This window comes from Streptomyces kurssanovii (genome assembly GCF_040677245.1).
GTDB classification, from domain to species: domain Bacteria; phylum Actinomycetota; class Actinomycetes; order Streptomycetales; family Streptomycetaceae; genus Streptomyces; species Streptomyces kurssanovii.
The window spans coordinates 1-26227 of record NZ_JBFAQK010000067.1 but is presented as its reverse complement, the minus strand read 5'-3'; the positions used below and the strand labels follow the sequence as shown (position 1 = coordinate 26227).

The window sequence follows — 26227 nt, the reverse complement described above, 5'->3', positions numbered from 1 at the left end:
CCGGTCACTCGCCGGGTTCGAAGGTCACGGGCAGCCGGGCCGGGCCCTTGCCGGTCGGGGCGACCTGCAGGGTCTTCAGCGCGAACTCCATGACCTTTTGGTAGATGGGACCGCAGATCTGACCGCCGAAGTAGCTCCCCTTGGTGGGGTTCTGGATGGCGCAGTAGACGGTGACCTGCGGGTCGTCGGCCGGTGCGAAACCGGCGAACGAGGCGGTGTAGCCCTTGTAGACGCCGAGTTCGGGGTCGACCCGGTTCGCCGTTCCGGTCTTGCCGGCGACGCGGTAGCCGGGGATGCGGGCCTTGGTTCCGGTGCCCTCCTCGTCGTCGACGACGGACTCGAGCATGGTCGCCAGGGTGTCGGCGGTCTTCTCGCTGACGACCCTGGTCCTCTCCGGTTCCTCGGCGGGGGTGAAGCGGCCGTCGGGGCCCCTGGTGCCGCGCACCAGCGTGGGTTCGACGCGTACGCCGCCGTTGGCGACGGTGGAGTACACGGAGGCCGCCTGTACGGCGTTGACGGACAGCCCCTGCCCGAACGGGATCGTGTACTGCTGCGAGGTGGACCAGTCCTTCGGCGGGGCGAGGATGCCCGGGGTCTCGCCCGGGTAGCCGAGCCCGGTGGGGCTGCCGAGGCCGAACTTGCGCAGGTAGGAGTGGAGCACCTTGTTGGCCTCCGGCTGCGACGTGCCGAGCTGCCCGGTGGCGAGGATCGTGCCGATGTTGCTGGACTTGGCGAGGACGCCGTTGAGCGTCAGGTACCAGGTGGGGTGGTCGATGTCGTCCTTGAAGAGCCGGTCGCCGCGGTGGAGCCGGTTGGGGACGACGACGTGCGTCGCGGGGGTGGCCTTCTTCTCCTCGAGCACGGCGGCCATGGACACCACCTTGGCGGTGGAGCCCGGTTCGAACGCGTCCTGCAGGGCGGCGTTGCCGAGGGAGGCGGAGGTGGCCTGGCCGAGGTCGTTGGGGTCGTACCCGGGGGCGTTGGCCATGGCGAGGATCTCGCCGGTACGGGTGTTCTGCACGATCACGTAGCCGCGGTCGGCCTTCGACTTGCCGACCTGGTCCTCGATGGCCTTCTGCGCGGCCCACTGGATGTCGCGGTCGATGGTCAGTTCCACGTCGGACCCGGGGACCGCGGGGACCTCGCGCGAGGTGGCGGTGGGCACGCGGCGGCCGCCGGACTGGGTGTAGGTGACGGTGCCGTCCTTGCCGGCGAGCGTCTCGTCGAGCATGGACTCGATGCCCCCGCCGCCCCGGTTCGAGGCGTTGACGAATCCCAGTATCCCGGCGGCGAGGTCGCCGTTGGGGTAGACGCGTTTGCTGCTGGGCTCCTGGAAGACGCCCGCCAGCACGTTCGCCCCGGGGCCGCCCTTGCTCTTGTCCGCGGAGGCCTTCTGCGCGTAGACGCTCTTGAGGTCCTTGATCTGGTTCCACACCTGCGGTGTCTGGCGGCGGGCCAGCACGGCGTAGCGGGAGCCGGGCTTCTTGAGCTTCGCGGCGAGCTCGCCCGGCTCCTTGCCGAGGATGGGGGCGAGCAGCTGGGCGGCCTGTTCCGGCGCGTCGGGGGCCTTGCTGTCCTCGGGCGTGAACATCTTCGGGTCGGCGGTGATGTCGTAGGCGTCCACGCTGGTGGCGAGCGCGACTCCGGCCCGGTCGGTGATCTCGCCCCGCTCGGCCGCGAGTGTGCGGCTGAGGTAGCGGTTCTTCTCGGCCTTGGCGGCGTAGGCGCTCGCGTCGACGGCCTGCACCTGGAGCAGCCGGACCACGAAGGCGAGCATCACCAGTGTCAGGCCCAGGCTGACCAGCCTCAGCCGGGGGCGCGGATTGCCGAGCCGTACGCGCCGGGGCGCCGGACGCCGGCCGGGGCGCGGCCTGCCGGCGGAGGGCCGCTGACCGGGCCGCTGCCCGGAGCGCTGGGGGGCTTGCGCGGAGGGCCGCCGGGCGGGACCTGGCACCCGGCGCCGCGGTGGTTCCTTGGGGGGCACTGCGTCACCTGCCGGGGATCGTCGGGTTCGGCTGCGGGGACGTACGGACGGACGGGGCGGAGCCGGGAGCCTCGGGAGCGGCGGGCGGTCCGGAGAGCCCCTGCGTGCCGGTGGAGCCCGCCGGCGCGGAAGGGGGTGGTGTCCGGACGGACGGCGACGGCGCTGCGGAGGGCCCGCCGGCCGCCGTGCCGGAGGGCTCGGCGGAGGGCTGCGCCGGGGGCGGGGGCGGCAGGGGCTCCGCGGTGGCCTTGCGCGGTACGCCGAGCACCTTGCCGTCCGGGCCGAGGAAAGCGGGACCGCCGCCAGGGACCATGCCGAGCTCGCGGGCGCGCCGCTCGAGGGCGTTGGGGGCCGAGTGACGGTCCACGTCCCGCTGGAGCGCCTGCTGCTCGTCGGTGAGTTCGGTGGTCTTCTTCTTCAGTTCGCTCAGCTCGAAGGAGCCCTGGCTGAGCGAGGAGTTCAGGAGCAGGAGTGTGATCAGCCCACCGGACAGCAGGAGCACGACCAGCAGGACGAAGGGGGTACGGGCCGCGGTGCTCGGCCCCGACGGCATCAGCCGCGTGAGCCGTACGGCCCTTCCCTTCAGCTGCTTGGCCGCTGTGCTCAAGGTGTCCTCCGGTTCGCTTCTCCGCCGGCCGTGCGCGGTCGCCCGCGCGCTGTGCTCACGCCACGTCCTCCCGGATGCGCTCCGCCCCCCTCAGACGTGCCGGGGCCGCCCGGCGGTTCTCGGCGACCTCTTCGTCGGTGGGCAGCTCCGCCCCCCGGGTCAGCAGCTTCAGCCGCGGCTGGTACTGCTCGGGCACCACGGGCAGGCCGGGCGGGGCGGTGTTCGCGGCACCGGCCGCGAAGACCTGCTTGACCAGCCGGTCCTCGAGGGAGTGGTACGACAGCACGGCGATCCGTCCACCGACGGCGAGCGCGGACACCGCGGCGGGAACGGCCCGCTCGAGCACCGCCAGTTCTCCGTTCACCTCGATCCGCAGGGCCTGGAACGTGCGCTTGGCCGGGTTGCCGCCGGTGCGCTTGGCGGCCTGTGGCAGCGCGTCGCGGATGAGCTCGACGAGCCGGGCGCTGTTGGTGAACGGTTCCTTCTCCCGCTCCCGCACGATGGCGGACACGATCCGCTTGGCCTGCTTCTCCTCGCCGTAGGCGCGCAGGATCCGCACCAGGTCGCCGGGGGGATAGGTGTTGAGGACCTCGGCGGCGCTCATGCCCGTCGTCTGGTCCATCCGCATGTCGAGCGGGGCGTCCTGGGCGTAGGCGAAGCCGCGGTCGGCCTCGTCGAGCTGCATGGAGGAGACGCCGAGGTCGAACAGCACGCCCTGGACGCGGGGAATCCCGAGGCGGGCGAGCACGTCGGGGAGCTCGTCGTAGACCGCGTGCACCAGGGTCGCCCGCTCACCGAACCGGGCCAGCCGCTCGCCGGACAGACGCAGGGCCTCCGTGTCGCGGTCGAGCGCGACGAGACGGGTCTGCGGGAACTGCTCGAGCAGTGCCTCGCTGTGGCCGCCGAGGCCGAGGGTGCAGTCGACGACGACTCCGCCCGGCGCCTGGAGGGCGGGGGCCAGCATGTCCAGGCACCGCTGGAGCATCACCGGGACGTGTCGGGTCTGGCTCATGCGCCCTCTCAGATCCGGCGCGGGCGGGTCATGGCCGGGCCGTGCGTACGCCGCGCACGCGGGGAATGTGCGGGGGGCCGGCGGATGTGTGGTCGGCCTCCGTGAACTTCGCGTCACTTTAGTCCACTGGTCCGGCCGGTCAATCAACCGGCCAGCGCGTCGCGCGGCCTGCCGTGTCAGGCTTGTGGGTTACCTCACAGCACGGGTCGTTGACGTTCTTTTGTCCGCTCTCACACCGGGCCCGTGCGGGCGGTGACCGTTACCTTCGTTGCATGTCGACTTCTGCGTACCAGCCTGCCGCCGACCCCGCACGCACCGGTGGCACCGTCACTGATCGTCTCGTCGAAGCGAACCAGCGCTACGCCGCGGAATTCCAGGACCCGGGGATGGACGCGCGCCCGGTCCTCAAGGTGGCCGTGGTCGCCTGCATGGACGCCCGTCTCGACCTGCACGCGGCGCTCGGACTGGAGCTCGGCGACTGCCACACGATCCGCAACGCCGGTGGAGTGGTCACCGACGACGTGATCCGCTCCCTCACCATCAGCCAGCGCGCGCTCGGCACCCGCAGCGTGATCCTCGTGCACCACACCGGCTGCGGCCTTGAGACGATCACGGAGGATTTCCGTATCGAACTGGAGGAGGAGGTAGGGCAGCGGCCCGCATGGGCGGTCGAGGCCTTCCGTGATGTCGACCAGGACGTCCGCCAGTCGATGCAGCGGGTGCGCACCTCGCCGTTCCTGCTGTACGCCGACGATGTACGCGGCTTCGTCTTCGACGTCACCACGGGCCTGCTTCGCGAGATCGACCCCGCTGAGTGAGCAGCTGAGCACGCGATATAGCACCTCAACCCCGACATATCCCGCCCACTTATCCACAGGCGAGTGACACAACGCGGCAACGCCAACAAGAATGCGGGTGTGACCCCTTCCGGACCTTCCGGAGGCGGCGTCCATGTTTCGGGGTTGGGCCGTGCCGTCTCAAGTGCGCCGGCCCTATGAAAGGGCCGAGGAGGGCCGGGTGACGACCTATGACGATCGAGCGAGCCTCACGGATCTGACCACCACAGCGGATCTTGTCCGCAGGTCGGTCGAGAGCGTGATCGAGGGCAAGCCAGAGGTCGTACGGCTTTCGCTGACGGTGTTGCTCGCGGAGGGACATCTCCTCATCGAGGACGTTCCCGGCGTGGGCAAGACGATGCTGGCCAAGGCGCTGGCGAGATCCATCGACTGCTCCGTGCGGCGTATCCAGTTCACGCCGGACCTGCTGCCGTCGGACATCACCGGTGTGTCGATCTTCGATCAGCAGCGGCGCGAGTTCGAGTTCAAGCCGGGCGCGATCTTCGCCCAGATCGTGATCGGCGACGAGATCAACCGCGCGTCGCCGAAGACTCAGTCGGCGCTGCTGGAGTCGATGGAGGAGCGTCAGGTCACCATCGACGGGCACAGCTACGAACTGCCCGCCCCCTTCATGGTGGTGGCGACCCAGAACCCGGTGGAGATGGAGGGCACCTACCCGCTGCCGGAGGCGCAGCGCGACCGCTTCATGGCGCGCGTGTCCATCGGCTACCCCAGCGCCGCGGCCGAGCTCCAGATGCTCGACGTCCACGGCGGTGTGTCGCCGCTCGACGATCTGCAGCCCGTGGCGCACGCCCACGACATAGTGAAGCTGATCGAGGCCGTGCGCGCCGTGCACGTCGCCGAGTCCGTGCGGCGTTACGCGGTGGAGCTGGTGTCGGCGACCCGCAGCCACCCCGATCTGCGACTGGGCGCCTCCCCCCGTGCCACGCTGCACCTGCTGCGCGCCGCGAAGGCGTCCGCCGCGCTCAGCGGCCGCGAGTACGCCCTGCCGGACGACGTGCAGGCACTGGCCGTACAGGTGCTCGCGCACCGGCTGCTGCCCACGGCGCAGGCCCAGCTGAACCGCCGCACCGCCGAGCAGGTCGTCCTGGACATCGTCCAGCGCACCGCGGTCCCGACGAGCGGCACCTCCGACGGTTCGTACACGGCCGGCCGGCCGGCCCAGCCGCCGCTCTACGGCCAGCAGCCCGGCGCCCGGCGGCTGTGATGTCGGCCGGAGCCGCCTCGACGGGCCCGGCGGCCACGGGCGGCGGCGGGGTGCGCGCGGCGCTCGGCGGGCTCACCACCCGCGGCCGCTCCTTCCTCGCGGCCGGCGTGGCGGCGGCCGTCTGCGCCTATGTGCTCGGCCAGAGCGACCTGCTGCGCGTCGGACTGCTGCTCGCCGGACTGCCGCTGATCTGTGTGGCCGTCCTCTACCGCACCCGCTACCGGGTCGCCGCGAGCCGCAGGCTGTCGCCCGCCAGGGTGCCCTCCGGTTCCGAGGCGCGCGTCCACCTGCGGATGGACAACGTCTCGCGGATGCCGACGGGCCTGCTGATGCTCCAGGACCATGTGCCGTACGTGCTGGGGCCACGGCCCCGCTTCGTGCTGGACCGGGTCGAGGCGGGCGGCCGCCGCGAGGTCTCCTACCGGGTCCGCTCGGACCTGCGGGGCCGTTACCCCCTGGGACCGCTCCAGCTGCGGCTGACGGATCCGTTCGGCATGTGCGAGCTCACCCGTTCGTTCAGCGCGTTCGACACCCTCACGGTCATTCCGCGCACGGAGACACTGCCGGCGGTACGGCTGGCCGGCGAGGCCTCCGGCTACGGCGACGGCCGGCAGCGCTCGCTCGCCCTGGCCGGCGACGACGACATCATTCCCCGTGCCTACCGCTACGGGGACGACCTGCGCCGGGTCCACTGGCGCTCCACCGCCCGCTACGGCGAGCTGATGGTCCGGCGCGAGGAGCAGCCCCAGCGGCCCCGGTGCACCGTGCTGCTGGACACCCGGCGTGTGGCCTATCAGGGCGCGGGCCCCGACTCGGCGTTCGAGTGGGCGGTGTCCGGCGCCGCCTCTGCGCTGATGCACCTGCTGGAACGCGGCTTCGCCGTGCGGCTGTTGACCGACACCGGAACCTCCGTGCCGGGTGAGGGCGCGGACGGGTTCGCCGGTTCCTCGCAGGAGTCCGCCGACTCCGCGGGTCTGATGATGGACACGCTCGCGGTCGTGGACCACTCCGACGGCGCGGGCCTGTCCCGTTCGTTCGACGTGCTCCGCGGCGGGAGCGAGGGTCTGCTGATCGCCTTCCTCGGCGATCTGGACGACGAACAGGCCGCGCTGACGGCCCGGATGCGTCAGCGCAGCGGCTCAGCGGTCGCGTTCGTGCTGGACAGCGGCACGTGGGTGACCGGCGGTGCCGCCCCTGGACCGCTCGAGAAGCGGGTCCGGCAGCTGCGTGAATCGGGCTGGACCGCGCTCGCGGTGACGCCCGGCGCACGGCTCACGGATCTGTGGCAGCAGGCGGCACGGGAACGCGTCGAGGCGTCCGGCGGCGGCACGTACGGTTCGCCGGGAGGTTGGTCATGAGCGGTCGCGCACGGCTCGCGGTGTGTGCCTTCGCCGCCACGCTGATGGCGGCGGGAGCCCTGCTGCCGCTGGTCGATCCGCCCAACTGGCTGTTCCAGGCCGGCTTCCTGCTGGCGGTACAGACCGGGGTGGGCGCGCTCGCCCGCCGGGTCCCGCTGCCCCGGCCGCTGACCGTGGCGGTGCAGACGCTGGTCACGCTGCTGCTGCTCACCGTGGTCTTCGCCAGGGGCCAGGCGTTCCTCGGTGTGCTGCCGGGACCGGACGCCTTCGTCCACTTCGGGGAGTTGCTGCGCGCCGGTGCGGACGACGTCGGCAAGTACGCGGTTCCCGCCCCGGACACCGACGGCATCAGGCTGATGGTGATCGGCGGCGTGCTGGTGATCGGCCTCGCCGTGGACGCGCTCGCGGTGACGTTCCGCAGCGCCGCCCCGGCCGGCCTGCCGCTGCTGGCTCTCTATTCCGTGGCCGCCGGACTCTCCGGCGGCGAGGCGAGCTGGCTGTGGTTCCTGCTGGCCGCGTCCGGCTACCTGCTGCTGCTGCTCGCCGAGGGCCGTGACCGGCTGTCCCAGTGGGGGCGCGTCTTCGGCGGCGGCGCGGGCACCCGCAACCGCTCCACGGGCGGCTTCGACCCGACGGAGGGCCGCCCGCAGGCACCGGTCAGGGCGGGCCGCAGGATCGGCGTCCTCGCGCTGGGTGTCGCGCTCGCCGTGCCGGCGGCGCTGCCCGCCCTGGACGGCGGTCTGATCGGCGGGGTCGGAAACGGTCCCGGCGGCGGTCCCGGCGGCGGCGGAGGCACGATCTCGGCCGTCAATCCGCTGGTCTCCCTCCAGGACAACCTGAACCAGCCCCAGAACCGCGAGGTGCTGCGCTACCGCAGCAACGCGCCGGACAACCAGGACATGTATCTGCGGATCCTGTCCCTGGACCGGTTCGACGGCACGTCATGGCGCTCGTCGCAGCGCAAGGTCACCGGTGTGCCGGAGCGGCTGCCCGAGCCGACCGGGCTGAGCCCCTCCGTCCAGGTCACCGAGGTCAGGACGAACCTTTCGGCGGCCGGGTCGTACAAGCAGGACTGGCTGCCGATGCCTTATCCGGCGACGGCGGTCGCCATCGACGGCCGCTGGCGCTACGAGCCGGCGGGCCGGACGCTGGTGGGCGACCGGGGCCAGACGACCGCGGGCGCCCAGTACTCGGTCAACAGCCTGATCGTGAAGCCGACCCAGGAGCAGCTGGCGGACGCCCCGGCACCCCCCGCGGCGCTCCTGCAGGAGTACACCCGCGTCCCGGACGCGCTGCCCGGCGACGTCCGGCAGACCGCGGCCACGGTGACCCGGGGCGCGGCGAACGACTACGAGCGCGCCGAGAAGCTCGAGGAGTGGTTCGCGGACACCGGCGGCTTCACGTACAACACCGACGTCCGGTCGGGTACGGGCGTCACCGCGATCAGCCGGTTCCTGAAGCAGAAGGAGGGCTTCTGCGTCCACTTCTCCTTCTCGATGGCGGCGATGGCCCGCACGCTCGGCATCCCTGCCCGTGTCGCGGTGGGCTTCCAGCCGGGCACCACGCAGTCGGACGGCACGGTGTCGGTCGGCCTGAGGGACGCCCACGCCTGGCCCGAGCTGTACTTCGAGGGTGTGGGGTGGACCCGCTTCGAGCCGACGCCGAGCCGCGGCTTCCGGCCCGAGTACACGCAGGAGCAGACGCCGTCCGGCGGCGCCTCCGACCCGGCGCGGCCGGAGGAGGGCAGCTCCGCGGCCCCCGAGCAGTCCAACCGGCCCGAGGACGACGCGTGTCCCCGCCAGGAGCGGCAGCTCGGCGAGTGCGGGGCGGCCGACCCTCGTGACGTCCAGCCGCCGACGGCCGACGACTCGACACTGGGCACGGTGCTGCTGGCGACCACCGGGGTCGTGGGCGGGCTGTTGCTGCTGGCCGTGCCGCTGCTGTGGCGGCTCGTGACCAGGTCCCGGCGGCTGGGCGTGTCCGTGCGCCGGCCGGCGAAGGGCGCGGCGGGTTCGCCAGGTGGGGCTCCGGGCTCCCCGGGAGCCTCGGCCGTGTCCTTGGACGCGGACGGCGGGGCGGTCGACGGCCGTACGGCCGTCGACGATCCGGGCCGCACCCTGGCCGCCTGGCAGGAGGTCACCGACTCCGCGTGGGACGTCGGCATCCTTCCTGACGAGTCGCTGACACCTCGCAAGGCGGCGGCGCGCATCGTCAGGCTCGGCAAGCTGGAGGACGAGCCCGCCGCGGCCGTGCACCGGGTGGCCCGCTCCGTGGAGCAGGTCCTGTACGCGCCGGTCCCGAGGGCCGGAACGGGTCTCGCGGACGACGCGCGGGAGATCCGGGCCGGTCTGATCCGCACGGTGGGCTTCCGGACCCGGATGCGGGCCTTGCTGCTGCCCCGCTCCTCCGTCAGGGTCGTCTGGGCCCTGTCGGAACGCTGGTCTGCCTTCACGGACCGGTGGAACGTGCGGCGGCTACGGCTCGACCGGTGGACGGCGTTCCTGCGCCGCCCGACCCGTCAGCGCGGCTGACCCGGCCCGTCCGTTCCCGCCCTGCTCCCGCCCCGGCCCCGGGCCCGTCCACACGGGTCCGGGGCCGGGGCGGTGGTGCGCCGGGCGGTGGTAGCGCGCCTGCGCACGGGCGCGCTGAGCACGAGGCTTTCCGTACGAGCGCGGCCCAAGAGCCGGGAAGCGAGCCGGGAAGCGAGGTCAGGAACACCGGCCGGGAGCACGGGCCGGGAGCATGACTGAGGGGCGACGCTCGAAAGCGTCGCCCCTCACTCGTACTGCGAACTTGTGGGCCGGAGGGTCCACTCGTCGTCCGGTGGGGACCGGACGGCTCAGTGACCGCCCTGCTCGTCGCGGCGGCGCTGCCACCGCTGCTCGATCCGGTCCATCACCGATCTGCGCTGGTGCGACTGCCGGCGACCGTGTCCGCCGGATGTCTGCTGCTGTTCACCCGGCTTCGGCGCCTTGCGCCAGCCCGTGACCGCGAGAACCGCACAGCCGAGCATCACCAGGAAGCCCACCACACTGATCCAGATCTGCTGGGCGACCATTCCGGCCATGAGGAGCGCGATACCCACCAGGAAGCCTGCGACTGCTTGGTAGACCCGTCGCCGGGTGTACGTACGCAGCCCGCTTCCCTCGAGCGCTGTCGCGAACTTGGGATCTTCGGCGTACAGCGCTCGCTCCATCTGCTCGAGCATTCGCTGCTCGTGCTCCGAGAGCGGCACGGAGTCCTCCTCGTCGTCGGTCGCGGGGGCGACCGGTAAGCGGCCCTTCCAGGATAGGCAGGGATTCGCCCCCGTGAAACCCGCCCTCTCGCAAAACGCCCTCCGGGCCGCCATGCCCGATCGGGGTGCTGAGGCGTAGATTCCCCAACCTCCGATCAGTCATGCCGGATGGTGTCCCCCGATCATACGGTGCGAAGCCCGGCGACGGAGGGTCTGTGGCGTACTCCATCTGCGGCTGCGCCGCTGATCAGCCGCGCTTCTCGCCCAGGACGTGCAGCTGGGTCGCGACGGAGTGGAAGGCCGGCAGTTCGGCGGCGGCGGCTTCCAGCTTCAGCAGCGCGTCCAGCGCACCCGGTTCGGTGTCCACGAGTACGCCGGGAACGAGGTCGGCGAAGACCCGCACTCCGTGCACGGCGCCGACCTCGACACCGGCCTGTGCGACGAGCTCCGTGAGCTGCTCGGCCGTGAAGCGGCGGGGCACCGGGTCGCCCGTGCCCCAGCGCCCGTCGGGGTCGCTCAGCGCCTGGCGGGCCTCGCTGAAGTGCCCTGCGAGGGCGCGGGCGAGGACGGCGCCGCCCAGCCCGGCGGCGAGCAGGCTGAGCGCTCCGGCGGGCCTGAGGGCCTCCACCGCGTTGCGCACGCCCTCGGCCGGGTCGTCGACGTATTCGAGGACGCCGTGGCAGAGGACGGCGTCGTAGCCGCCGCGCTCGACCACGTCGAAGAGGCCGTGGATGTCGCCCTGGACGCCGCGCACCCGCTCGGCGACCCCGGCCTCGGCCGCCCGGCGCTCGAGCGCGAAGAGAGCGTTCGGGCTGGGGTCGACGACGGTGACCCGGTGGCCGAGCTCTGCGGCGGGCACGGCGAAGTTCCCGGTGCCGCCGCCGGTGTCGAGGATGTCCAGCGAGTCCGTCCCGGTCGCCTTGACCCGGCGGTCCAAGGCGTCCCTGAGGACCTCCCAGACCACGGCGGTACGGAGAGAGGCGCGAGAGGGGCGCGGTGGGGTCTCCCCACCGGTGGGGGACGGTTCCGACACGGCAGTTGGCTCCTCGGGCGATGTGCTGGTTGGCCTGCTCCCACCCTATTGCCTCTGCCGTGCGGGCCGACGTTCCGTCTCATCCCGAGGCATCCCGACTCCCGCCTTCCCTCTACGGCACCCCTCCCCGGCCCCGCCCCGTGGCCGGTCCTACGGCCCCCGCACGGATCCCCCACCGGTCCCCCGGCCGCCCCCGTCCCGATCCCCCACCGGTCCCGGCCGGCCAGTGCCCGCCCCGCCCGGCGCCGCCCGGCGCCGCCCGGCGCCGTGACCGGCCCCTGCGGGCCCCGGCCCGATCCCCCAGCGCTCCCCCGGCCGCCCCCCAAGCCGGTCCCTGCCAGCCCCGTCCCGATCCCACCGGCCCTCAGGACACCCCCAGCCGGTCCCGGCCGGCCCGCACCGGCCGCCCCCTCCCGCCCTCCTTGCTCGCCGCTCAGCCGGCGACGTCCCCGCGCCGCGTCGCCGCCCCGTCCCCGGGCGTTTCCTGATCCGGCTGCGACACCCTGGGCCGGGGCAGGGCCGGCTGAAGCACCAGCAGGCGCTCCACCAGGCGCAGGAACATGGCCGCGTCCCTGAGAAGGTCGTCGGCGTCGCGATGGCTGGCCGCACCCCGTATGCCCGCCTCTGCGCGGGCCCGGCGCTCGGCGCCGGAGGCAAAGAGCAGGCTCCATTCGGACAGCTCCGGCGCTATCTCCGGCAGCACCTCCCAGGCGCTGCGGATGCGCTGCCTGCGCCGCGCGCCGGTCTCGGGGCGGCCGCGGGCGGCGAGCACCGCGGCGGCCGTGCGCAGAGCGGCCAGATGTGCCGTGGCGTACCGCTCGTTCGGCTGGTCCAGGGTCGCGGCCTCGTCGAGTCCGCTGCGGGCCTGGGCGAGCAGATCGAGGGCGGCGGGCGGCGCGGAGGACCGGCGCAGGACGGGGTGCACGTCGTGTGCCGGGCCGGTCGATGAGGGGGCAGGGCCGGTGGCGCGGCGCCGGTGAGCGGCGGCTGCTGAGTAGCTGGCCATGACGAGCCTCCTGTCGTCGTGTGACGGCGCTGTGGCCGTATGTGTCCATCGTGGAGGCACCCACTGACAATCGGCCCTGACCTGCCCTTTTGCCTCGATCAAGGGTTCGGGGGTAGTTTTTGGACTGACTAGTCAGTCCAAAAAATGGCGGAGGGACGCTGGATGGGGATCGGGGTGGGGCAGGTGGACAGCCCGCGGGGCGCGGCCATGAGCACCGAGGACTTCGGGTTGAGAGGCCCGCGCGGCTGGGCCTTCCGCTCGGTGGACATCGACGCGGAGCCGGGCGCGCTCGTCGCGATCGAGGGCCCGTCGGGCTCCGGACGCACCTGCCTGCTGCTCGCTCTGACCGGACGGATGCGCCCCACGGACGGCCGGGCGGAGGTCGCCGGCCTGCAACTGCCGCGCAGGATGGCCGCGGTGCGCCGGATCAGCGCGCTCGGTCCGGTGCCGGGGGTCAGCGATCTCGACCCCGCGCTCACCGTGGCGGAGCACCTGCGCGAACGGGCCCTGCTGCAGCGACGGTTCGACGGTTCGTTCCGGGCTCTGTTCCGGCCGCGTGCGGAGCGGACGGCCGCCGCGGCCGAGCGTGTCGAGAAGGCGCTGGCAGCCGCCGGACTCGATCTCGCGACGCTGCCCAAGCGGGAACGCACGGCCGTTCGCGACCTCGAGCGGCTCGAGGAACTGCGACTCTCCGTGGCCCTGGCGCTGATCGGCGGCCCCCGGCTGCTCGCGGTCGACGATGTGGGCCTCAAGCTCTCCGACACCGAACGGGCGGCGGCCTGGGACCTGTTGCGCTCCGTCGCTGACAGCGGGACGACCGTGGTCGCGGTGTGCAGCGAGGCACCGGAGGACGCCGTCGTCGTACGCACCCGGCCCACCGGGACCGACTCGGACGGCGAAGACGGCGAAGACGGCGAAGACGGCGGCAACGACGCCGGTGCCACCGGCGAGAGCGCCGCCGAGGGCAGCGCCGCCTACGACGACGAGAGCCCCGCCGGAAGTCCGGCCGAAGAGACCGGCAAGGACACCGGCCACGAGGTCGGCACCAAGACCGAAATCGGCAGCGGCACCGGCACCGGCACCGGCACCGGCAAGGACAACGACGTGGACACCGACGAGGAGGGGGCGGCCGATGCGATCGCCGAAACTGGCCGCGCTTGAGCTGAAGCGCTTCGGGCGGGGAAAACTGCCTGCCGCCGCGATCGTCGCGGTCATGCTGCTGCCGCTGCTCTACGGCGCCCTGTACCTGTGGTCCTTCTGGGACCCGTACGGCAGGCTCGACAGGATTCCCGTCGCCCTCGTCAACGACGACAAGGGCGCCACCGCGTCCGGCAAGAGGATCACCGCCGGTGACGAGATCACCAAGGGCCTGCTCGACAGCGACGTCTTCGAGTGGCACGAGGTCGACGACGCCCAGGCCCGCAAGGGTGTCGAGGACGGCACGTACTACCTGTCGCTGACCATGCCGGAGGACTTCAGCCGGCGCATCGCGTCCAGTTCGGGCGACTCCCCCGAGACCGGTGCCCTCCAGGTCCGCACGAACGACGCGAACAACTACATCGTCGGGCAGATCTCGCGGACGGTCTTCTCCGAGGTGCGCACCGCCGCGTCGACCGACGCCTCCCGGTCGTTCCTCGACCGCATCTTCATCAACTTCTCCGACATCCACGAGGCGACGGAGAAGGCGGCGAAGGGCGCCGACAAGCTGAAGAGCGGGGTGGGGAAGGCCAAGAAGGGCTCGGAGGACCTCGCGGACGGGCTGAAGGACGCGAAGGACGGCAGCGGCAAGCTCGCCGGAGGCATCACGAAACTCCACAAGGGCGCCGGCGATCTGGAGAACGGCTCCCGTCAGGTCGCCGACGGCACGCAGGTGCTCGCCGACAAGGTCAACGGCTATGCCGACAAGGCGCGCCCGTACCTGAAGGACAACGGGAAGTCGATCGGTGACACCGCCCGGCTGGTGTCCGACTCGTCACGGGCCGTCCAGCGCAATCTCGGCCTCCTGACCGAACGGGCGCCCGGCGCCGCGCTCCGCGCCCACAGGGCCGCCGACGCGCTGAACGAGATCCACCGGGCGCAGTGCGAACAGGCGCTGCTCCCCGACCCGAAGGCGTGCCCCGAGCTCAAGCGCGCCAAGGACACCGCGGCGGACGTCGCCAAGATCGCCGACGACCTCAATGTGTTGATCGGCAACAGCAACGGCGAACTCAAGACACTGAAGAAGCACCTCACCGACCTCGAGAAGAAGGCCGACGACCTGGCCCGTCGTGCTCCGAAGCTGGACGAGAACCTGGAGTACGCCGTCGGCAAGATCAACGAGCTCAACACGGCCGCCCACAAGGTCGCCAAGGGAGCGAACCGGCTGCACACCGGTCTCACCACCGCCAAGAAGGGGTCCACCGACCTCGATTCGGGTGTCGGCGACCTCAAGAAGGGCGCGGGCGAGCTGGACGGCGGGCTGTTCCGGCTCGCCGACGGCTCCACGGAGCTGGCGGTCGGGCTCAACGACGGCGTCCACAAGATCCCGGACTACGACAAGAAGGACCGTGACCGCCGCACCGAGGTCATGGCCGACCCGGTCCGGCTGGCCGGCAAGTCCCTCCACTCGGCGCCCAATTACGGCACCGGATTCGCCCCGTACTTCATCCCGCTCTCCCTCTGGGTCGGTGCGATGGTCGCCTACATGATCATTCAGCCGCTCAACCGCCGGGCTCTGTCCACCGGGGCGTCCGCCTGGCGGATCGCCCTGGCGGGTCTGCTCCCGGTGGCGGCGATCGGGCTGCTCCAGGTCGGGGCACTGATGTCCGTCCTGCACTGGGGTCTCGGGCTGAAGACGGCCCACGCGGCGGGCACCGTCGGCTTCCTCGCCCTGGTCACCTGCTGCTTCGCGGCGATCATCCAGTGGCTCAACGCCCGCTTCGGCGCCGCGGGCCGGATCCTGGTCCTCGCGGTCCTGATGCTCCAGCTGACGTCGGCGGGGGGCACTTATCCGGTCCAGACGAGTCCCGGCTTCTTCAACGCGATCCACCCGTTCCTGCCGATGACCTACGTCGTCGAGGCGCTGCGCAGGCTCATCACGGGCGGCGGACTCGGTCCGGTGTGGCAGGCGTGTGCGGTGCTGCTGGCCTTTTCGGCCGGTGCGCTGGCCCTGACCGCCCTCTCGGCCCGGCGCAAACAGGTCTGGACGCTGGACCGACTTCACCCGGAGCTGAGTCTGTGACCGCGCCCGGACCTGTGAGAATCGGTGTCATGGACAGCAGCAGCAGACGCCGGGCGACGCGCGCGAAGCTCTACGAGGCCGCCGTGACGCTCATCGCGGAGCAGGGCTTCTCGGCCACCACGGTCGACGAGATCGCCGAGCGCGCCGGGGTCGCCAAGGGCACGGTCTACTACAACTTCAAGAGCAAGACCGAACTCTTCGAGGAGCTGCTGCGCTTCGGCGTCGGCCTCCTCACGGCTTCGCTTCAGGAGGCCGCCGACCGTACGGCCGAGCGCGGCGGCTCCAAGGTCGAGGCGCTGGACGCCATGATCAGGGCCGGTCTGGTGTTCATCGACCGCTATCCGGCCTTCACCCAGCTGTACGTGGCCGAGCTGTGGCGCACCAACCGGGCCTGGCAGTCCACGCTCCTGGTGGTGCGACAGCAGGCGGTGGCCGTCGTGGAGACGGTCCTGCGCGAGGGTGTGGAAGCGGGCGAGCTGAGCGAGGAGGTCGACATTCCGCTCACGGCCGCCGCGCTGGTCGGCATGGTGCTGGTGGCGGCACTGGACTGGCAGGCGTTCCAGCGGGAGCGGTCGCTCGACGACGTCCACGGGGCGCTCTCGCTGCTGCTGCACGGCCGGGTGAGCGGCCGCCGGGACTGAGTCCGACCCGCGCGGCCCACAGCAGGCGCCACGAAGGCCCCATGGAGCCACGCGAAAATTCCCGGCACCGGGAGCGCGGACAACGAAACGCCGGCCGGCTGGTCGTCCAGCCGCCCGGCGTTCGCGTTTCCCCGTTCCCCCACCCCCGTGGTCCGGAGAGCCCGACCCCCGTTGTCCCCGGTGGTCGTGGGCCCTCCGTCCTGCAACCCCCGTGGTCCGGAGAGCCCGACCCCCGTTGTCCCCCGTGGTCGTGGGCCCTCCGTCCTGCAACCCCCGTTCCGTCAGGGGAGCCGCACCGTTCCGCCGCCCCGTGTCGTCGGTGCCGGTGCCGCGCCCCTTCCGTGGTCCCCACTCTTCCGTCCGGGCAGGCCCGGCCCCATCCGCGCGGATACTCATCTCGGCGGCTAGGTACGGATACTCAGCACTCCGCGCTCAACCCCACCCGCGGCCGCCGCCGGGTGGTTACGATCGCGTCCGTGTCCGTACTCCCTCTCGTCTTCACCAGTGGCTGGGCCAGCGGGATCAACGCCTACGCGGTGGTCCTGATGTTCGGCGTGCTCGGCGCGACCGGCGTCTCCGACCAGGTGCCGCAGGCGCTCCAGCGCCCCGATGTCCTGATCGCCGCCGGGGTGTTCTTCCTGTGCGAGGCGGTGGCGGACAAGGTTCCGTACGTCGACTCGATATGGGACTCGGTCCACACCGTGATCCGGCCCGTGGCGGGGGCCGTGGTCGCCGCGCTGCTGGCGGGTGAGAGCGGTTCGCTGCCGGAGCTCGCGGCGGGAGCCGTGGGCGGCTCGACCGCGCTGATCAGTCATCTGGTCAAGGCGGGGACCCGGATGGCGATCAACACCTCGCCTGAGCCGTTCAGCAACATCGCCGTGAGCGTCGCGGAAGACCTCGGGGTCGCCGGGATCATCTCCTTCGCGGTCTTCAATCCGGTGGCCGCCGCCGTCATCGCCGGCACGCTTCTCGTACTGGGCATCGTCACGGTGCTCTTCCTGGCCTCGAGGATCCGCCGGTTCCTGCGGCGCAGGGCGCAGCGCCGGGAGGAGAAGCGGACAGGCGCGGTGGGCGCCCACCGAGCGCCGGACTGGTGAGCGAGCGCAGCCGGGCCGTGCGCACACCGGCCGCGAAACCGGTGGTCGGGTGAGCGAGCGCAGCCCGGCCGTGCGCGCACCCGGCCACGAATCCGGTGGTCGCGGGTAATAAAGTCGCGGTCATGGCACGGATTGCGGTGATCGGCGCCGGGATGGGCGCGATGGCGGCTGCCGCCCGGCTGGCCGTGGCAGGCCACCGGGTGACGGTGTACGAGCGTCTGGCGACCCACGGCGGCTCGGTGGGCCGCTTCGAGCGCGACGGCTTCGCCTTCGACACCGGGCCCGGTCTGCTTCACCTCCCGGCGGTCTGGCGGGACCTGTTCGTCAAGACCGGCAAGGAACCGCTGGAGAAGTGCGTCGAGCTGACGCAGGTGGACCCGGCGAGCCGGCACGTCTTCGCCGACGGTACGGACGTCAGCCTCCCCAACGCGTCGAGAGCCGGCACCCTCGCCGCGCTCGAAGCGGCGCTCGGGCCCGGTTCCGGCGAACGCTGGGGCGAGTTCCTCAATCGCGCCCGGGACGCCTGGGAACGCTCACGCCGTCCACTGCTGGAGGAGCCGCTGCCCGCGGACACCGCCTTCCTGTCGAAGGACCCCTACCCGGCGTTGCGGCAGGGCCTGTTGCGGCGTCCCGCCCGCACGCTCGCGGAGATCGGCACGCGCGAGCTGCGCGACCCGCGCCTCGCCGCACTGCTCGACAGCCACGCCGTGGCGTACGGCCTCGACCCCCACAGCGCGCCCCCGTCCGCCGCGGTGCTGCCGTACATGGAGCAGACCTTCGGCTCCTGGTACGTCAAGGGCGGCCTGCGCGCCCTCGCCGACGCGGTGTACGAGCGCTGCGTGGCCAGGAAGGTGGAGTTCGTCTTCGAAGCCACCGTGACCGGCGTGCTGGAGAAGGACGGCCGCGCCGTCGGCCTGGAACTGGACCGGGGCGGGCCGGTGGAGGCGGACATGGTGGTCTCCGGGGCCCCGGTGCCGTCGCTGTTCGAGAACCGCGTCGTGACGTGGGCCCGTCCCGACGACCGACAGCCCGCACGGTCGCGGCCGGGCACCGGCCGGCTGACCGTCCATCTCGCGCTGCGCGGCGGCCGGCCGCCCGGCACCGTGCACCGCACCACGGTGCACGCCCCGGACCTGGCGGCGGAGTGGGACGCGATCCGCTCCGGTCGGACCGGCCCGCGGCCCACCGTGGTCGTGACGCGGCCGGACGACCCGCTGCTGCGGCCGGACGACGACCACGAGACGGTGACGCTGACGTCCACGGTGGCGGCCGAACCGGCCGGTGGGCAGAGGTGGACGGATATCGCGGACGGGGCCGCCGACAGGATGGTGGCGGCGGCGGAGGCCGCTGTCCCCGGGCTGCGTGAGCGGATCCTGTGGCGCGTGGTGCGCACTCCGGAGGACACCCGCCGCGACACGGCTTCCGCCGCGGTCCCGGCCCCGGCGCTCGCGGGGTCGTCCGGCGCGTTCCTGCCGGCGAGGAACACCTGCCCCCTGGAGGGTCTGTATCTCGCCGGGGGCTGGGCACATCCCGGGGGCGGGCTGGCCCACTCGGGCATGTCCGGTGCGCTGGTGGCCGGGCTCGTCGTCGAGGGCGCGGACTTCCGCGGCTCCCGCTGAACGGCCGCGGCCGAGCCCGGCCGGCCGCCGCCGCCGAAGCTCAGTAGCGGTACTGCTGCTGTTCGTTGTACCCGTTGTCGTAGTACGCGGGGGGCTGCTCCTGCTGGTCGCCCTCACGCTGCTGCGGCACCCACACGCCGCCGGGCGGGGTCTCGCTGTAGCCCTCCTGCTGCCCGTAACCGGCGTACTGCTGCTGGTCGCCGTAGCCGCCGCCGTACGTGTCGTAGGTGCTGTACTGCTGGCCGCCCACATAGGGGTCGGAGTACGTGGCGTACTGCTGGCTGTCGGTGCCGTAGTCGTACTGGCCGGCGTACGTCGCCGCTTCCGCCGGCTGCGGCTGCGCGTAGCCGTGGTCGTCGTACGCGTTGTAGGCGCCGTAGCCCGAGCCCTGCGCGGCGTAGCTCTCGTCTCGGGTGCCCGCCTGCTCCGCGTCGGGCCGGGCGGCGTACGCCGCTTCGGTGTAGACGCCGTACTGGCCGGTGTCGTCGGGCAGCGGCTGCGGCTCGTAGACAGCGGGGCCCGTGGCGTCCGCCGCCGGACCGGCCATGTCGTAGGGCTGCTCGGCCGAGTCGTACGAGAGGTCGGTGACCTCGAGCGTGGGCTCCCTCGTCGCTTCCCGGTCCGCGCCGGACCGGCGCCGCCTGCTCACACCGGGGCTGCCGCCGATGGCCCAGCCGGTGGAGAAGCCACGCCGGAAGGAGAGGGTCACATAGGTCTGGCCGACCGCGAACGCCATGGCGCCGAGGGCGATCACCACCACGGAGGGCAGCAGCACGCCTATGACGACGCCCAGGAAGCCGCCGAACGCGAGCAGCCGCCAGCGCAGCCGCGCCTTGTACTGCAGCAGCACCTCACCGAGCAGCCACAGCGCGACGATGCCGAACGCGATATAGAGGACCGTCCAGCCCATGTCCGCCCCTCTCCTGCGGCCGCCGGCCCCGGGGCGGGGCGGGTACGACCGGTCACGACTGCTCGTGCAGTCCGAGATTCTCGTAGATTTCGAGCGTCGCGGTGGAGTTGTTGAGCGTAATGAAGTGCAGCCCCGGGACACCCTCGGCGAGCAGCCTCGCGCAGAACTCCGTCGCGAACTCGATGCCAATGGAGCGTACAGCGGCCGGATCGTCCTTGACCGCGAGGATGCGCTCTTTCAGCTCGGCCGGGAAGTGCGCGTTGCTGAGCGTGGCGAAGCGTTCGATCTGCTTGACGCTGGTGACGGGCATGATCTCGGGAATGATCGGGGTTTCGCAACCTGCCGCGGAGACCCGGTCACGAAGTCGCAGATAGTCCTCGGGCACGAAGAACATCTGCGTGATCGCGTAGTCGGCGCCGGCTCGGCACTTCTCCACGAAGTGACGGGTGTCCTCGTCCCAGTCCTTCGAACGGGGGTGCATCTCGGGGAAGGCCGCGACGCCCACGCAGAAGTCGCCGGACTCCTTGATGAGCCGGACCAGGTCGGCCGCGTACCGCACGCCCTCCGGGTGCTCGACCCACTCGCCCATCGGGTCGCCGGGCGGGTCGCCGCGCACGGCGAGGATGTTGCGGATGCCCGCGTCGGCGTACTGGCCGATCATGTTGCGCAGTTCGGCGATCGAGTGGTTGACCGCGGTGAGGTGCGCGACCGGCGTGAGGGTGGTGTCCGCGGCGATCTCCTGCGTGGCCTTGACCGTGCCGGCGCGGGTGGAGCCGCCGGCGCCGTAGGTCACGGAGACGAAGTTCGGGGCGACCGCCTCGACCCTGCGCAGCGCGTTCCACAGGTTCCGCTCGCCCTTTTCCGTCTTGGGCGCCCAGAACTCGAACGAGTACGACGTCTTGCCCGTCGCAAGCATGTCGCGCACCGTGCGTGCGCGATCCGTTCTGGTGGAAGCAGTACCGAGGGCCATACCGGCAGGTTAGCCAGACAGCGGGGATCCTCGAACCGAATCAGGGAAATATGTCGGTTTTGCCGGTGTCTTGTCCATCCCTTGGACAGAGATGGACGATCACCGTCACCGTCAGGCGGTCCGCTCCCTGACCCGCTTCGCCAGGTCGGCGGCGGCCGCGGCCGGATCGCCGGCCTCGGTGATCGCCCGTACGACGACGACCCTGCGCGCACCCGCGTCCAGCACCTCGTCCAGATTGGCGGCGTCGATACCGCCGATCGCGAACCACGGACGGTCACCGGCCAGCCCCGCCGTGTACCGCACCAGGCCGAGACCGGGGGCGTGCCGTCCGGGCTTGGTGGGAGTGGGCCAGCAGGGGCCGGTGCAGAAGTAGTCCACACCCGGCTCGACGGCGGCGGCGGCCGCCTCGGACTCGCTGTGCGTCGAGCGGCCGATCAGCACGCCGTCCCCGAGGATCGCGCGGGCGGCCGGCACCGGCAGGTCGCCCTGGCCCAGGTGCAGCACGTCCGCGCCGATGGCGTGCGCCACGTCGGCGCGGTCGTTCACCGCGAGGAGCTTGCCGTGCCGGCGGCAGGCGTCGGCGAAGACCTGGAGGTGCTCCAGCTCCTCCGCGGCCTCCATGCCCTTGTCACGGAGCTGCACGATGTCCACGCCGGACGCCAGCACGGCGTCGAGGAACTCGGGCAGGTCGCCCTGCCGCTTACGGGCGTCCGTGCACAGATAGAGCCGGGCGTCGGACAGCAGCGCGTGAGCCGTGGACATGAGGCGATCCCCCCGTTGGGCGGCGGACGCACGGGCCGGACGGCCCGGGCCGTGCGTCCGCCGGCGATGATGGTTTCCGTCGGTTCAGACGGCGAGCGCCTGGGCCCGGCGCTTCACCTCCGTGCCGCGATTCTCGCTGAGCGCCTGGGCAGGCGTGCCCGGCAGGGTCGGGTCGGGGGTGAAGAGCCACTCGAGCATCTCTTCGTCGGAGAAGCCGTCGTCCCTCAGCAGGGTCAGGGTCCCGGAGAGGCCCTTGACCACCTTGTTGCCGTCGATGAAGGCGGCAGGCACCTGGAGCGCCCTGTTCTCACCGCGGCGCACGGCGATCAGCTGGCCGTCCTTGACCAGCTGCCGCACGCGCGTCACCTCGACATCGAGCATTTCCGCGATGTCCGGCAGGTAGAGCCAGGCGGGGACGAGGGCATCGATCTTTGCGTCAATCTCGGTCACGGGGACAAGCCTGCCATCCAGGGCCGACAGTCGGTAGCCAGGACCTACCGTGCCGCCGCCTTCAGAGGTACGGAAGGGTCGGCCGCCCGCGCCGGATCCAGCTCGGTCCCGGACACGATCAGCTTGCGGCCCTGCGCCAGATCCCTGGGCCTGCCCACCGTCAGCAGGGCCACCAGGACGCCCTCGCGCAGCCACAGCACCGACCAGGTGTCCTCCGCCGGACTGCCGCGCCACAGCAGCGTGTCGGCGGCGCCGTGGTGGCCCGCGTACTGGACGAAACGGCCGAACTGCTCGGACCAGAAGTACGGCACCGGGTCGTACGCCTCAAGGGCCCGCGGCTCCGGCTCCTGGTCGCCGGCGATGTTCGCCGCGACCGTACGCGGACCTTGGAGCGCGTTGTCCCAGTGGTGGACGAGCAGCCGTTCGCCGTAACGGCCGGACGGATAGGAGGCGCAGTCCCCGACGGCGTACACGTCGGGAGCGGAGGCACGCAGATAGCGGTCGGCGACCACCGCGCCGTCCGGGCCGAGTTCGATGCCGGAGCCCGCGAGCAGGGAGGTGGCGGGGCGGGCGCCGATACCGACGACCACGGCGCCGGCCGGAATCCTGCGCCCTCCGGCCAGGACGACGGCTCCCGGCTCGACGGCTTCCACCCGGGCGCCGGTGACCAGTTCGGCCCCGTGCTGCTCGTACCAGGCGGCCATCGGGGCCGCGACCTCGGCGGGCATGGTCCCGGCGAGCGGGCGGCCCGCGGCCTCGACGACGGTGACGCGGCACCCGGCCTCGCGGGCGGCGGTCGCGAACTCGGCGCCGATCCAGCCGGCGCCGACCACGACGATGTCGTGCTGCTCGGTGAGCAGCGGCCGCAGCCGGGCGGCGTCGTCGAGCGTACGCAGCAGATGGACACCGGGAACGCCGACGGTGCCGGGCAGGGTGACCGGCTCGGCGCCGGTCGCGAGGACCAGCACGTCGTACGGGACAGGGCCGGACACGGTGTCGACCTCGTGCGCGCCGGTCCGCACCCGGGTCACCTCGAGGCCCAGGCGCAGTTCCACGCCGAGTGCCTCGAAGTCGATGTCGAAGGCGGAGTCCTCCGCCTTGCCGAGCAGGATCGCTTTGGACAGCGGCGGTCTGTCGTACGGCTGATGCGGCTCCGCGCCGATCAGGGTGACCGTGCCGGTGAATCCCTGCTCGCGAAGGGCTACCGCGGTCTGCACGCCGGCCATGCCGGCGCCGACGATCACCACGCGCCGCCGCGCCGCCGTCCGCTGCCCCTCGTCCGCCCGCGTCTGATGCTGCCGTTCGTCCACCCGCACACCTTACGTACCTGACTGGGGGTCAGCAGGGCGCGGTCAGGAAGCGAGCTCCTCCACGACGCTCGTCCCGCTGCCCTCCTGGGACTCCCACCGCCAGCTCTCCTCCAGCCGCACCCGGCCGTCCGGCAGATCGACGACGGTGGAGAGGCAGTGGCCGGACGAGGTCCCGCCGTTCGTCTTGAGCTGCACGTAGCGGAAGTCCAGCCGGTCACCGGTCCTGGTGCCCACCAGGTGGCCGCGGACCACGTCGCCGCCCTCGTATTCGGCCCAGATCCGGCCCTGCTCCTCGTGGTACGTGAACCGGGTCCGCGTGCCGACCTGGCCCGGGGCCTGGTCGGCGACCGGGGAGAGAACAAGACCGTCGAGCGACTTCGCCACTGCTGCGGCTCCCTTACAACGCGTCGGGGCGTGCGGTTAGGGTGGCCACCGTAAGGCACTCGCGGGAGCCCGGACGTACCGGGCTGAGAGGGAGGCTGGACGGCCTCCGACCGTACGAACCTGATCCGGGTCATGCCGGCGAAGGGAGGGGCTGGACGCCCATGTCTCGTACACCGAGCCCAGACGTCCTCGTCATCGGGGGCGGCATCATCGGCCTGGTCACGGCCTGGCGCACCGCGCAGCGGGGCCTGCGGGTCGCCGTCGCCGACCCGGAACCGGGTGGCGGGGCCGCGCAGGTCGCCGCCGGGATGCTGGCCGCCGTCACCGAACTGCACTACGGCGAGCAGACGCTGCTCGGCCTCAACCTCGAATCCGCGCACCGCTATCCGGCCTTCGTCGCCGAGCTGGAGGAGACGTCCGGCCGGCGGGTGGGCTACCGCTCCTGCGGCACGCTCGCCGTCGCCCTCGACGCCGACGACCGGGCGCATCTGCGTGAACTCCACGCCCTCCAGCACCGGTCGGGGCTCACGTCCGAGTGGCTCACCGGCCGCGAATGCCGCCGTCTCGAGCCGATGCTCGCCCCCGGCGTCCGCGGCGGACTGCGGGTCGACGGCGACCACCAGGTCGACCCCCGCCGGCTGACCGCGGCCCTGATCACCGCCTGCGAGCGGGCCGGGGTCGACTTCCGCCGCGGCTGGGCGGAGCGACTGCTCGTGACGGACGGCCGGGCGACCGGGGCGGTCCTCGCCGACGGCGCCGAGGTGTACGCGGGACAGGTCGTCCTGGCCGGCGGCAGCATGAGCGGACGGCTGGAGGGGGTACCGAAGGACGTGCTCCCGCCCGTACGCCCGGTGAAGGGCCAGGTCCTGCGACTGACCGTGCCACGCCCCTACGCGCCGTTCCTGTCGCGCACGGTGCGCGCCGTGGTCCGCGGCAGCCATGTCTACCTCGTGCCACGCGAGGACGGCGAGCTGGTGGTGGGCGCGACCAGCGAGGAGCTCGGCTGGGACACGACGGTCACCGCGGGCGGGGTGTACGAGCTGCTCCGCGACGCGCACGAACTGGTGCCGGGGATCACCGAACTGCCCCTCGTGGAGACCCGGGCGGGACTGCGCCCCGGCTCCCCCGACAACGCGCCGCTGCTGGGCCTCACCGAGCTGCCCGGACTGCTGCTGGCGACCGGGCACTACCGCAACGGCGTGCTGCTGACGCCGGTCACCGGCGATGTGCTGGCCGACGCGCTGACGACCGGTGAACTGCCCGAGGTGGCACGGCCGTTCTCACCACGCCGCTTCTCGTCCGTCCTTCAGGAGCAGCCCGCATGAACCCTTCCGTCAACGTCGACGACAGCGCCGACGCCGCTGTCGCCTCGCCTGCCGCCGACCCCGCCGCCGCCGGCGCCGGCGACACGATCCGCGTCCTCGTCAACGGCGAGGCCCGGGACATCGCGGCCGGCACCACGCTGGACGTCGTCGTCGCAGCGCTCTCCGCAGCGCCCTCCGGGGTCGCCGCCGCCGTCAACGAGGCGGTCGTCCCGCGCGGCGAATGGGCCGCCACCCCGCTCGGCGACGGGGACCGCGTCGAGATTCTCACCGCAGTGCAGGGAGGCTGAACGGCCATGGCCGACGACCGTTTCACGCTCGGAGGGACCACCTTCGACTCCCGTCTGATCATGGGCACCGGCGGGGCGCCCAGCCTCGACGTGCTCGAGAGGTCGCTCGTCGCGAGCGGCACGGAACTGACGACCGTCGCGATGCGGCGCCTCGACCCGACGGTCCAGGGGTCTGTGCTGTCCGTCCTGGACCGGCTCGGCATCCAGGTCCTGCCGAACACCGCCGGCTGCTTCACCGCCGGCGAGGCGGTGCTCACCGCCCGCCTGGCCCGGGAGGCCCTCGGCACCGACTGGATCAAGCTCGAGGTCGTCGCGGACGAGCGGACGCTGCTGCCGGACGGCGTGGAGCTGCTCGACGCGGCGGAGACGCTCGTCGACGACGGCTTCACCGTGCTGCCGTACACGAACGACGATCCGGTGCTCGCCCGGAAGCTCCAGGACGTGGGCTGCGCGGCGATCATGCCGCTCGGCTCGCCGATCGGCTCCGGGCTCGGGATCCGCAATCCGCACAACTTCCAGCTGATCGTCGAACAGGCGGACGTCCCCGTCGTCCTGGACGCGGGCGCCGGCACCGCGTCGGACGCCGCGCTGGCGATGGAGCTCGGGTGCGCGGCGGTGATGCTGGCGTCGGCGGTGACGCGGGCGCAGGAGCCGGTCCTGATGGCGGAGGCGATGCGGCACGCGGTGGAGGCGGGCCGACTGGCGTTCCGCGCGGGCCGGATCCCGCGACGCCACTTCGCGGTGGCGTCCTCGCCGCACGAGGGGCGGGGAGCGCTGGACCCGGAGCGGCCGGCGTTCTGAGACGGCGGGTGCGGGTGCGTGGCGCCTGCGGCGGGCTTGTTCCCCACCCCGCCCCTTCCCGAAACCGGGCTCCGCCCGGACCCGTACCGCGCTCCGCGCGGTGCCCTCAAACGCCGGGCGGGCTGGATTTCGCTCTGCGAAATCAGCCCCGC

At 72.4% G+C, this 26227-nt stretch carries 24 protein-coding genes and 1 riboswitch; of the genes, 12 read left to right on the top strand and 12 right to left on the bottom strand.

Annotated elements, in window-relative coordinates; all coding sequences use genetic code 11:
- Positions 1-4: 4 nt before the first annotated feature.
- From AB0K36_RS30350 to rsmH, 3 genes are read right to left on the bottom strand one after another with little or no spacing between them, the layout of a single operon-like run.
- Complete coding sequence (locus AB0K36_RS30350; RefSeq protein ID WP_364600398.1) at positions 5-1984, bottom strand: peptidoglycan D,D-transpeptidase FtsI family protein; 1980 nt, start codon at positions 1982-1984, stop codon at positions 5-7.
- A gap of 4 nt (positions 1985-1988) precedes the next feature.
- Positions 1989-2591 carry a cell division protein FtsL gene (ftsL, locus tag AB0K36_RS30345; protein ID WP_364600396.1) on the bottom strand — a complete coding sequence of 201 codons (603 nt, stop codon included), beginning with the start codon at positions 2589-2591 and terminating at the stop codon, positions 1989-1991.
- A 55-nt stretch (positions 2592-2646) separates the two neighbouring features.
- Positions 2647-3603: a 16S rRNA (cytosine(1402)-N(4))-methyltransferase RsmH gene (gene rsmH / locus AB0K36_RS30340; protein ID WP_364600394.1), complete on the bottom strand. Its 957-nt coding sequence runs from the start codon at positions 3601-3603 to the stop codon at positions 2647-2649.
- Between the two features lie 272 nt (positions 3604-3875).
- Between rsmH and AB0K36_RS30335 the strand changes: the two genes are divergently transcribed.
- From AB0K36_RS30335 to AB0K36_RS30320, 4 genes are all read left to right on the top strand, one after another.
- On the top strand, positions 3876-4421 hold the full coding sequence (locus AB0K36_RS30335) for a beta-class carbonic anhydrase (RefSeq protein ID WP_364600392.1): 546 nt from the start codon (positions 3876-3878) through the stop codon (positions 4419-4421).
- A 199-nt stretch (positions 4422-4620) separates the two neighbouring features.
- Entirely contained in the window at positions 4621-5667 is a 1047-nt protein-coding gene (locus AB0K36_RS30330; RefSeq protein ID WP_364600390.1) for an AAA family ATPase, read from the top strand.
- Entirely contained in the window at positions 5667-7025 is a 1359-nt protein-coding gene (locus AB0K36_RS30325; RefSeq protein WP_189475489.1) for a DUF58 domain-containing protein, read from the top strand. The genes AB0K36_RS30330 and AB0K36_RS30325 overlap by 1 nt, the downstream gene beginning before the upstream one ends.
- On the top strand, positions 7022-9556 hold the full coding sequence (locus tag AB0K36_RS30320; RefSeq protein ID WP_364600388.1) for a transglutaminase TgpA family protein: 2535 nt from the start codon (positions 7022-7024) through the stop codon (positions 9554-9556). The genes AB0K36_RS30325 and AB0K36_RS30320 overlap by 4 nt, the downstream gene beginning before the upstream one ends.
- Positions 9557-9864: 308 nt before the next feature.
- Here the strand turns inward: AB0K36_RS30320 and AB0K36_RS30315 are convergent, their stop codons facing one another.
- The 3 genes from AB0K36_RS30315 to AB0K36_RS30305 all read right to left on the bottom strand — a co-directional run bounded on the left by AB0K36_RS30315 (position 9865) and on the right by AB0K36_RS30305 (position 12299).
- Positions 9865-10260 (bottom strand): SCO2097 family morphological protein, encoded by a 396-nt coding sequence (locus AB0K36_RS30315; RefSeq protein WP_159692875.1) that lies wholly within the window; start codon positions 10258-10260, stop codon positions 9865-9867.
- A 247-nt stretch (positions 10261-10507) separates the two neighbouring features.
- A complete protein-coding gene (locus tag AB0K36_RS30310) occupies positions 10508-11224 on the bottom strand; it encodes a class I SAM-dependent methyltransferase (protein ID WP_435877965.1) in 717 nt (238 codons plus the stop codon).
- 502 nt (positions 11225-11726) lie between these two features.
- Complete coding sequence (locus AB0K36_RS30305; protein ID WP_364600384.1) at positions 11727-12299, bottom strand: SAV_6107 family HEPN domain-containing protein; 573 nt, start codon at positions 12297-12299, stop codon at positions 11727-11729.
- A gap of 162 nt (positions 12300-12461) precedes the next feature.
- On the opposite strand from AB0K36_RS30305, the gene AB0K36_RS30300 reads away from it, so the two are divergent.
- The 5 genes from AB0K36_RS30300 (at position 12462) to AB0K36_RS30280 (ending at position 18876) form a co-directional block, all read left to right on the top strand.
- Positions 12462-13460 (top strand): ATP-binding cassette domain-containing protein, encoded by a 999-nt coding sequence (locus AB0K36_RS30300; protein ID WP_364600382.1) that lies wholly within the window; start codon positions 12462-12464, stop codon positions 13458-13460.
- A complete protein-coding gene (locus tag AB0K36_RS30295) occupies positions 13432-15519 on the top strand; it encodes a YhgE/Pip family protein (protein ID WP_364600380.1) in 2088 nt (695 codons plus the stop codon). The genes AB0K36_RS30300 and AB0K36_RS30295 overlap by 29 nt, the downstream gene beginning before the upstream one ends.
- Positions 15520-15548: 29 nt before the next feature.
- Positions 15549-16160, top strand: a complete 612-nt coding sequence (locus AB0K36_RS30290) for a TetR/AcrR family transcriptional regulator (RefSeq protein WP_159692869.1) — start codon at positions 15549-15551, stop codon at positions 16158-16160.
- Between the two features lie 476 nt (positions 16161-16636).
- Entirely contained in the window at positions 16637-17257 is a 621-nt protein-coding gene (locus AB0K36_RS30285) for a DUF4126 domain-containing protein (protein WP_364600378.1), read from the top strand.
- 122 nt (positions 17258-17379) lie between these two features.
- Positions 17380-18876 carry a phytoene desaturase family protein gene (locus AB0K36_RS30280; protein ID WP_364600376.1) on the top strand — a complete coding sequence of 499 codons (1497 nt, stop codon included), beginning with the start codon at positions 17380-17382 and terminating at the stop codon, positions 18874-18876.
- A 40-nt stretch (positions 18877-18916) separates the two neighbouring features.
- On the opposite strand, the gene AB0K36_RS30275 is transcribed toward AB0K36_RS30280, so the two are convergent.
- The 6 genes from AB0K36_RS30275 to AB0K36_RS30250 all read right to left on the bottom strand — a co-directional run bounded on the left by AB0K36_RS30275 (position 18917) and on the right by AB0K36_RS30250 (position 23662).
- A complete protein-coding gene (locus AB0K36_RS30275) occupies positions 18917-19786 on the bottom strand; it encodes a hypothetical protein (RefSeq protein ID WP_364600374.1) in 870 nt (289 codons plus the stop codon).
- 52 nt (positions 19787-19838) lie between these two features.
- Positions 19839-20756, bottom strand: coding sequence for a methylenetetrahydrofolate reductase [NAD(P)H] (metF, locus tag AB0K36_RS30270; RefSeq protein ID WP_364600372.1), 918 nt, complete (start codon positions 20754-20756; stop codon positions 19839-19841).
- A gap of 111 nt (positions 20757-20867) precedes the next feature.
- A complete protein-coding gene (gene thiE / locus AB0K36_RS30265) occupies positions 20868-21518 on the bottom strand; it encodes a thiamine phosphate synthase (RefSeq protein ID WP_364600370.1) in 651 nt (216 codons plus the stop codon).
- Positions 21519-21602: 84 nt separating this feature from the next.
- Positions 21603-21968, bottom strand: a complete 366-nt coding sequence (locus AB0K36_RS30260) for an Rv2175c family DNA-binding protein (RefSeq protein WP_189475512.1) — start codon at positions 21966-21968, stop codon at positions 21603-21605.
- A gap of 44 nt (positions 21969-22012) precedes the next feature.
- The gene (locus AB0K36_RS30255) at positions 22013-23278 is read right to left on the bottom strand and encodes an NAD(P)/FAD-dependent oxidoreductase (RefSeq protein ID WP_435877963.1); all 1266 of its coding nucleotides are present in this window, start codon (positions 23276-23278) and stop codon (positions 22013-22015) included.
- A 42-nt stretch (positions 23279-23320) separates the two neighbouring features.
- A complete protein-coding gene (locus AB0K36_RS30250) occupies positions 23321-23662 on the bottom strand; it encodes an avidin-fold protein (RefSeq protein WP_364600368.1) in 342 nt (113 codons plus the stop codon).
- A 51-nt stretch (positions 23663-23713) separates the two neighbouring features.
- Positions 23714-23826: riboswitch (TPP riboswitch) on the top strand.
- Between AB0K36_RS30250 and thiO the strand changes: the two genes are divergently transcribed.
- From thiO to AB0K36_RS30235, 3 genes are all read left to right on the top strand, one after another.
- Complete coding sequence (gene thiO, locus AB0K36_RS30245; protein ID WP_364600366.1) at positions 23824-24987, top strand: glycine oxidase ThiO; 1164 nt, start codon at positions 23824-23826, stop codon at positions 24985-24987. It overlaps the preceding riboswitch by 3 nt.
- Positions 24984-25274: a sulfur carrier protein ThiS gene (thiS, locus tag AB0K36_RS30240; RefSeq protein ID WP_364600364.1), complete on the top strand. Its 291-nt coding sequence runs from the start codon at positions 24984-24986 to the stop codon at positions 25272-25274. The genes thiO and thiS overlap by 4 nt, the downstream gene beginning before the upstream one ends.
- Positions 25275-25280: 6 nt before the next feature.
- Positions 25281-26075 carry a thiazole synthase gene (locus AB0K36_RS30235; RefSeq protein WP_189475521.1) on the top strand — a complete coding sequence of 265 codons (795 nt, stop codon included), beginning with the start codon at positions 25281-25283 and terminating at the stop codon, positions 26073-26075.
- Positions 26076-26227: the final 152 nt, after the last annotated feature.

Bases quoted from the DNA above. Each gene is read 5' to 3' on its own strand.
- rsmH (WP_364600394.1), bottom strand. From the start codon at position 3,603: ATGAGCCAGACCCGACACGTCCCGGTGATGCTCCAGCGGTGCCTGGAC.
- AB0K36_RS30335 (WP_364600392.1), top strand. From the start codon at position 3,876: ATGTCGACTTCTGCGTACCAGCCTGCCGCCGACCCCGCACGCACCGGT.
- AB0K36_RS30325 (WP_189475489.1), top strand. From the start codon at position 5,667: ATGTCGGCCGGAGCCGCCTCGACGGGCCCGGCGGCCACGGGCGGCGGC.
- AB0K36_RS30320 (WP_364600388.1), top strand. From the start codon at position 7,022: ATGAGCGGTCGCGCACGGCTCGCGGTGTGTGCCTTCGCCGCCACGCTG.
- AB0K36_RS30305 (WP_364600384.1), bottom strand. From the start codon at position 12,299: ATGGCCAGCTACTCAGCAGCCGCCGCTCACCGGCGCCGCGCCACCGGC.
- AB0K36_RS30300 (WP_364600382.1), top strand. From the start codon at position 12,462: ATGGGGATCGGGGTGGGGCAGGTGGACAGCCCGCGGGGCGCGGCCATG.
- AB0K36_RS30295 (WP_364600380.1), top strand. From the start codon at position 13,432: ATGCGATCGCCGAAACTGGCCGCGCTTGAGCTGAAGCGCTTCGGGCGG.
- AB0K36_RS30290 (WP_159692869.1), top strand. From the start codon at position 15,549: ATGGACAGCAGCAGCAGACGCCGGGCGACGCGCGCGAAGCTCTACGAG.
- AB0K36_RS30280 (WP_364600376.1), top strand. From the start codon at position 17,380: ATGGCACGGATTGCGGTGATCGGCGCCGGGATGGGCGCGATGGCGGCT.
- AB0K36_RS30275 (WP_364600374.1), bottom strand. From the start codon at position 19,786: ATGGGCTGGACGGTCCTCTATATCGCGTTCGGCATCGTCGCGCTGTGG.
- metF (WP_364600372.1), bottom strand. From the start codon at position 20,756: ATGGCCCTCGGTACTGCTTCCACCAGAACGGATCGCGCACGCACGGTG.
- thiE (WP_364600370.1), bottom strand. From the start codon at position 21,518: ATGTCCACGGCTCACGCGCTGCTGTCCGACGCCCGGCTCTATCTGTGC.
- thiO (WP_364600366.1), top strand. From the start codon at position 23,824: ATGTCTCGTACACCGAGCCCAGACGTCCTCGTCATCGGGGGCGGCATC.
- thiS (WP_364600364.1), top strand. From the start codon at position 24,984: ATGAACCCTTCCGTCAACGTCGACGACAGCGCCGACGCCGCTGTCGCC.
- AB0K36_RS30235 (WP_189475521.1), top strand. From the start codon at position 25,281: ATGGCCGACGACCGTTTCACGCTCGGAGGGACCACCTTCGACTCCCGT.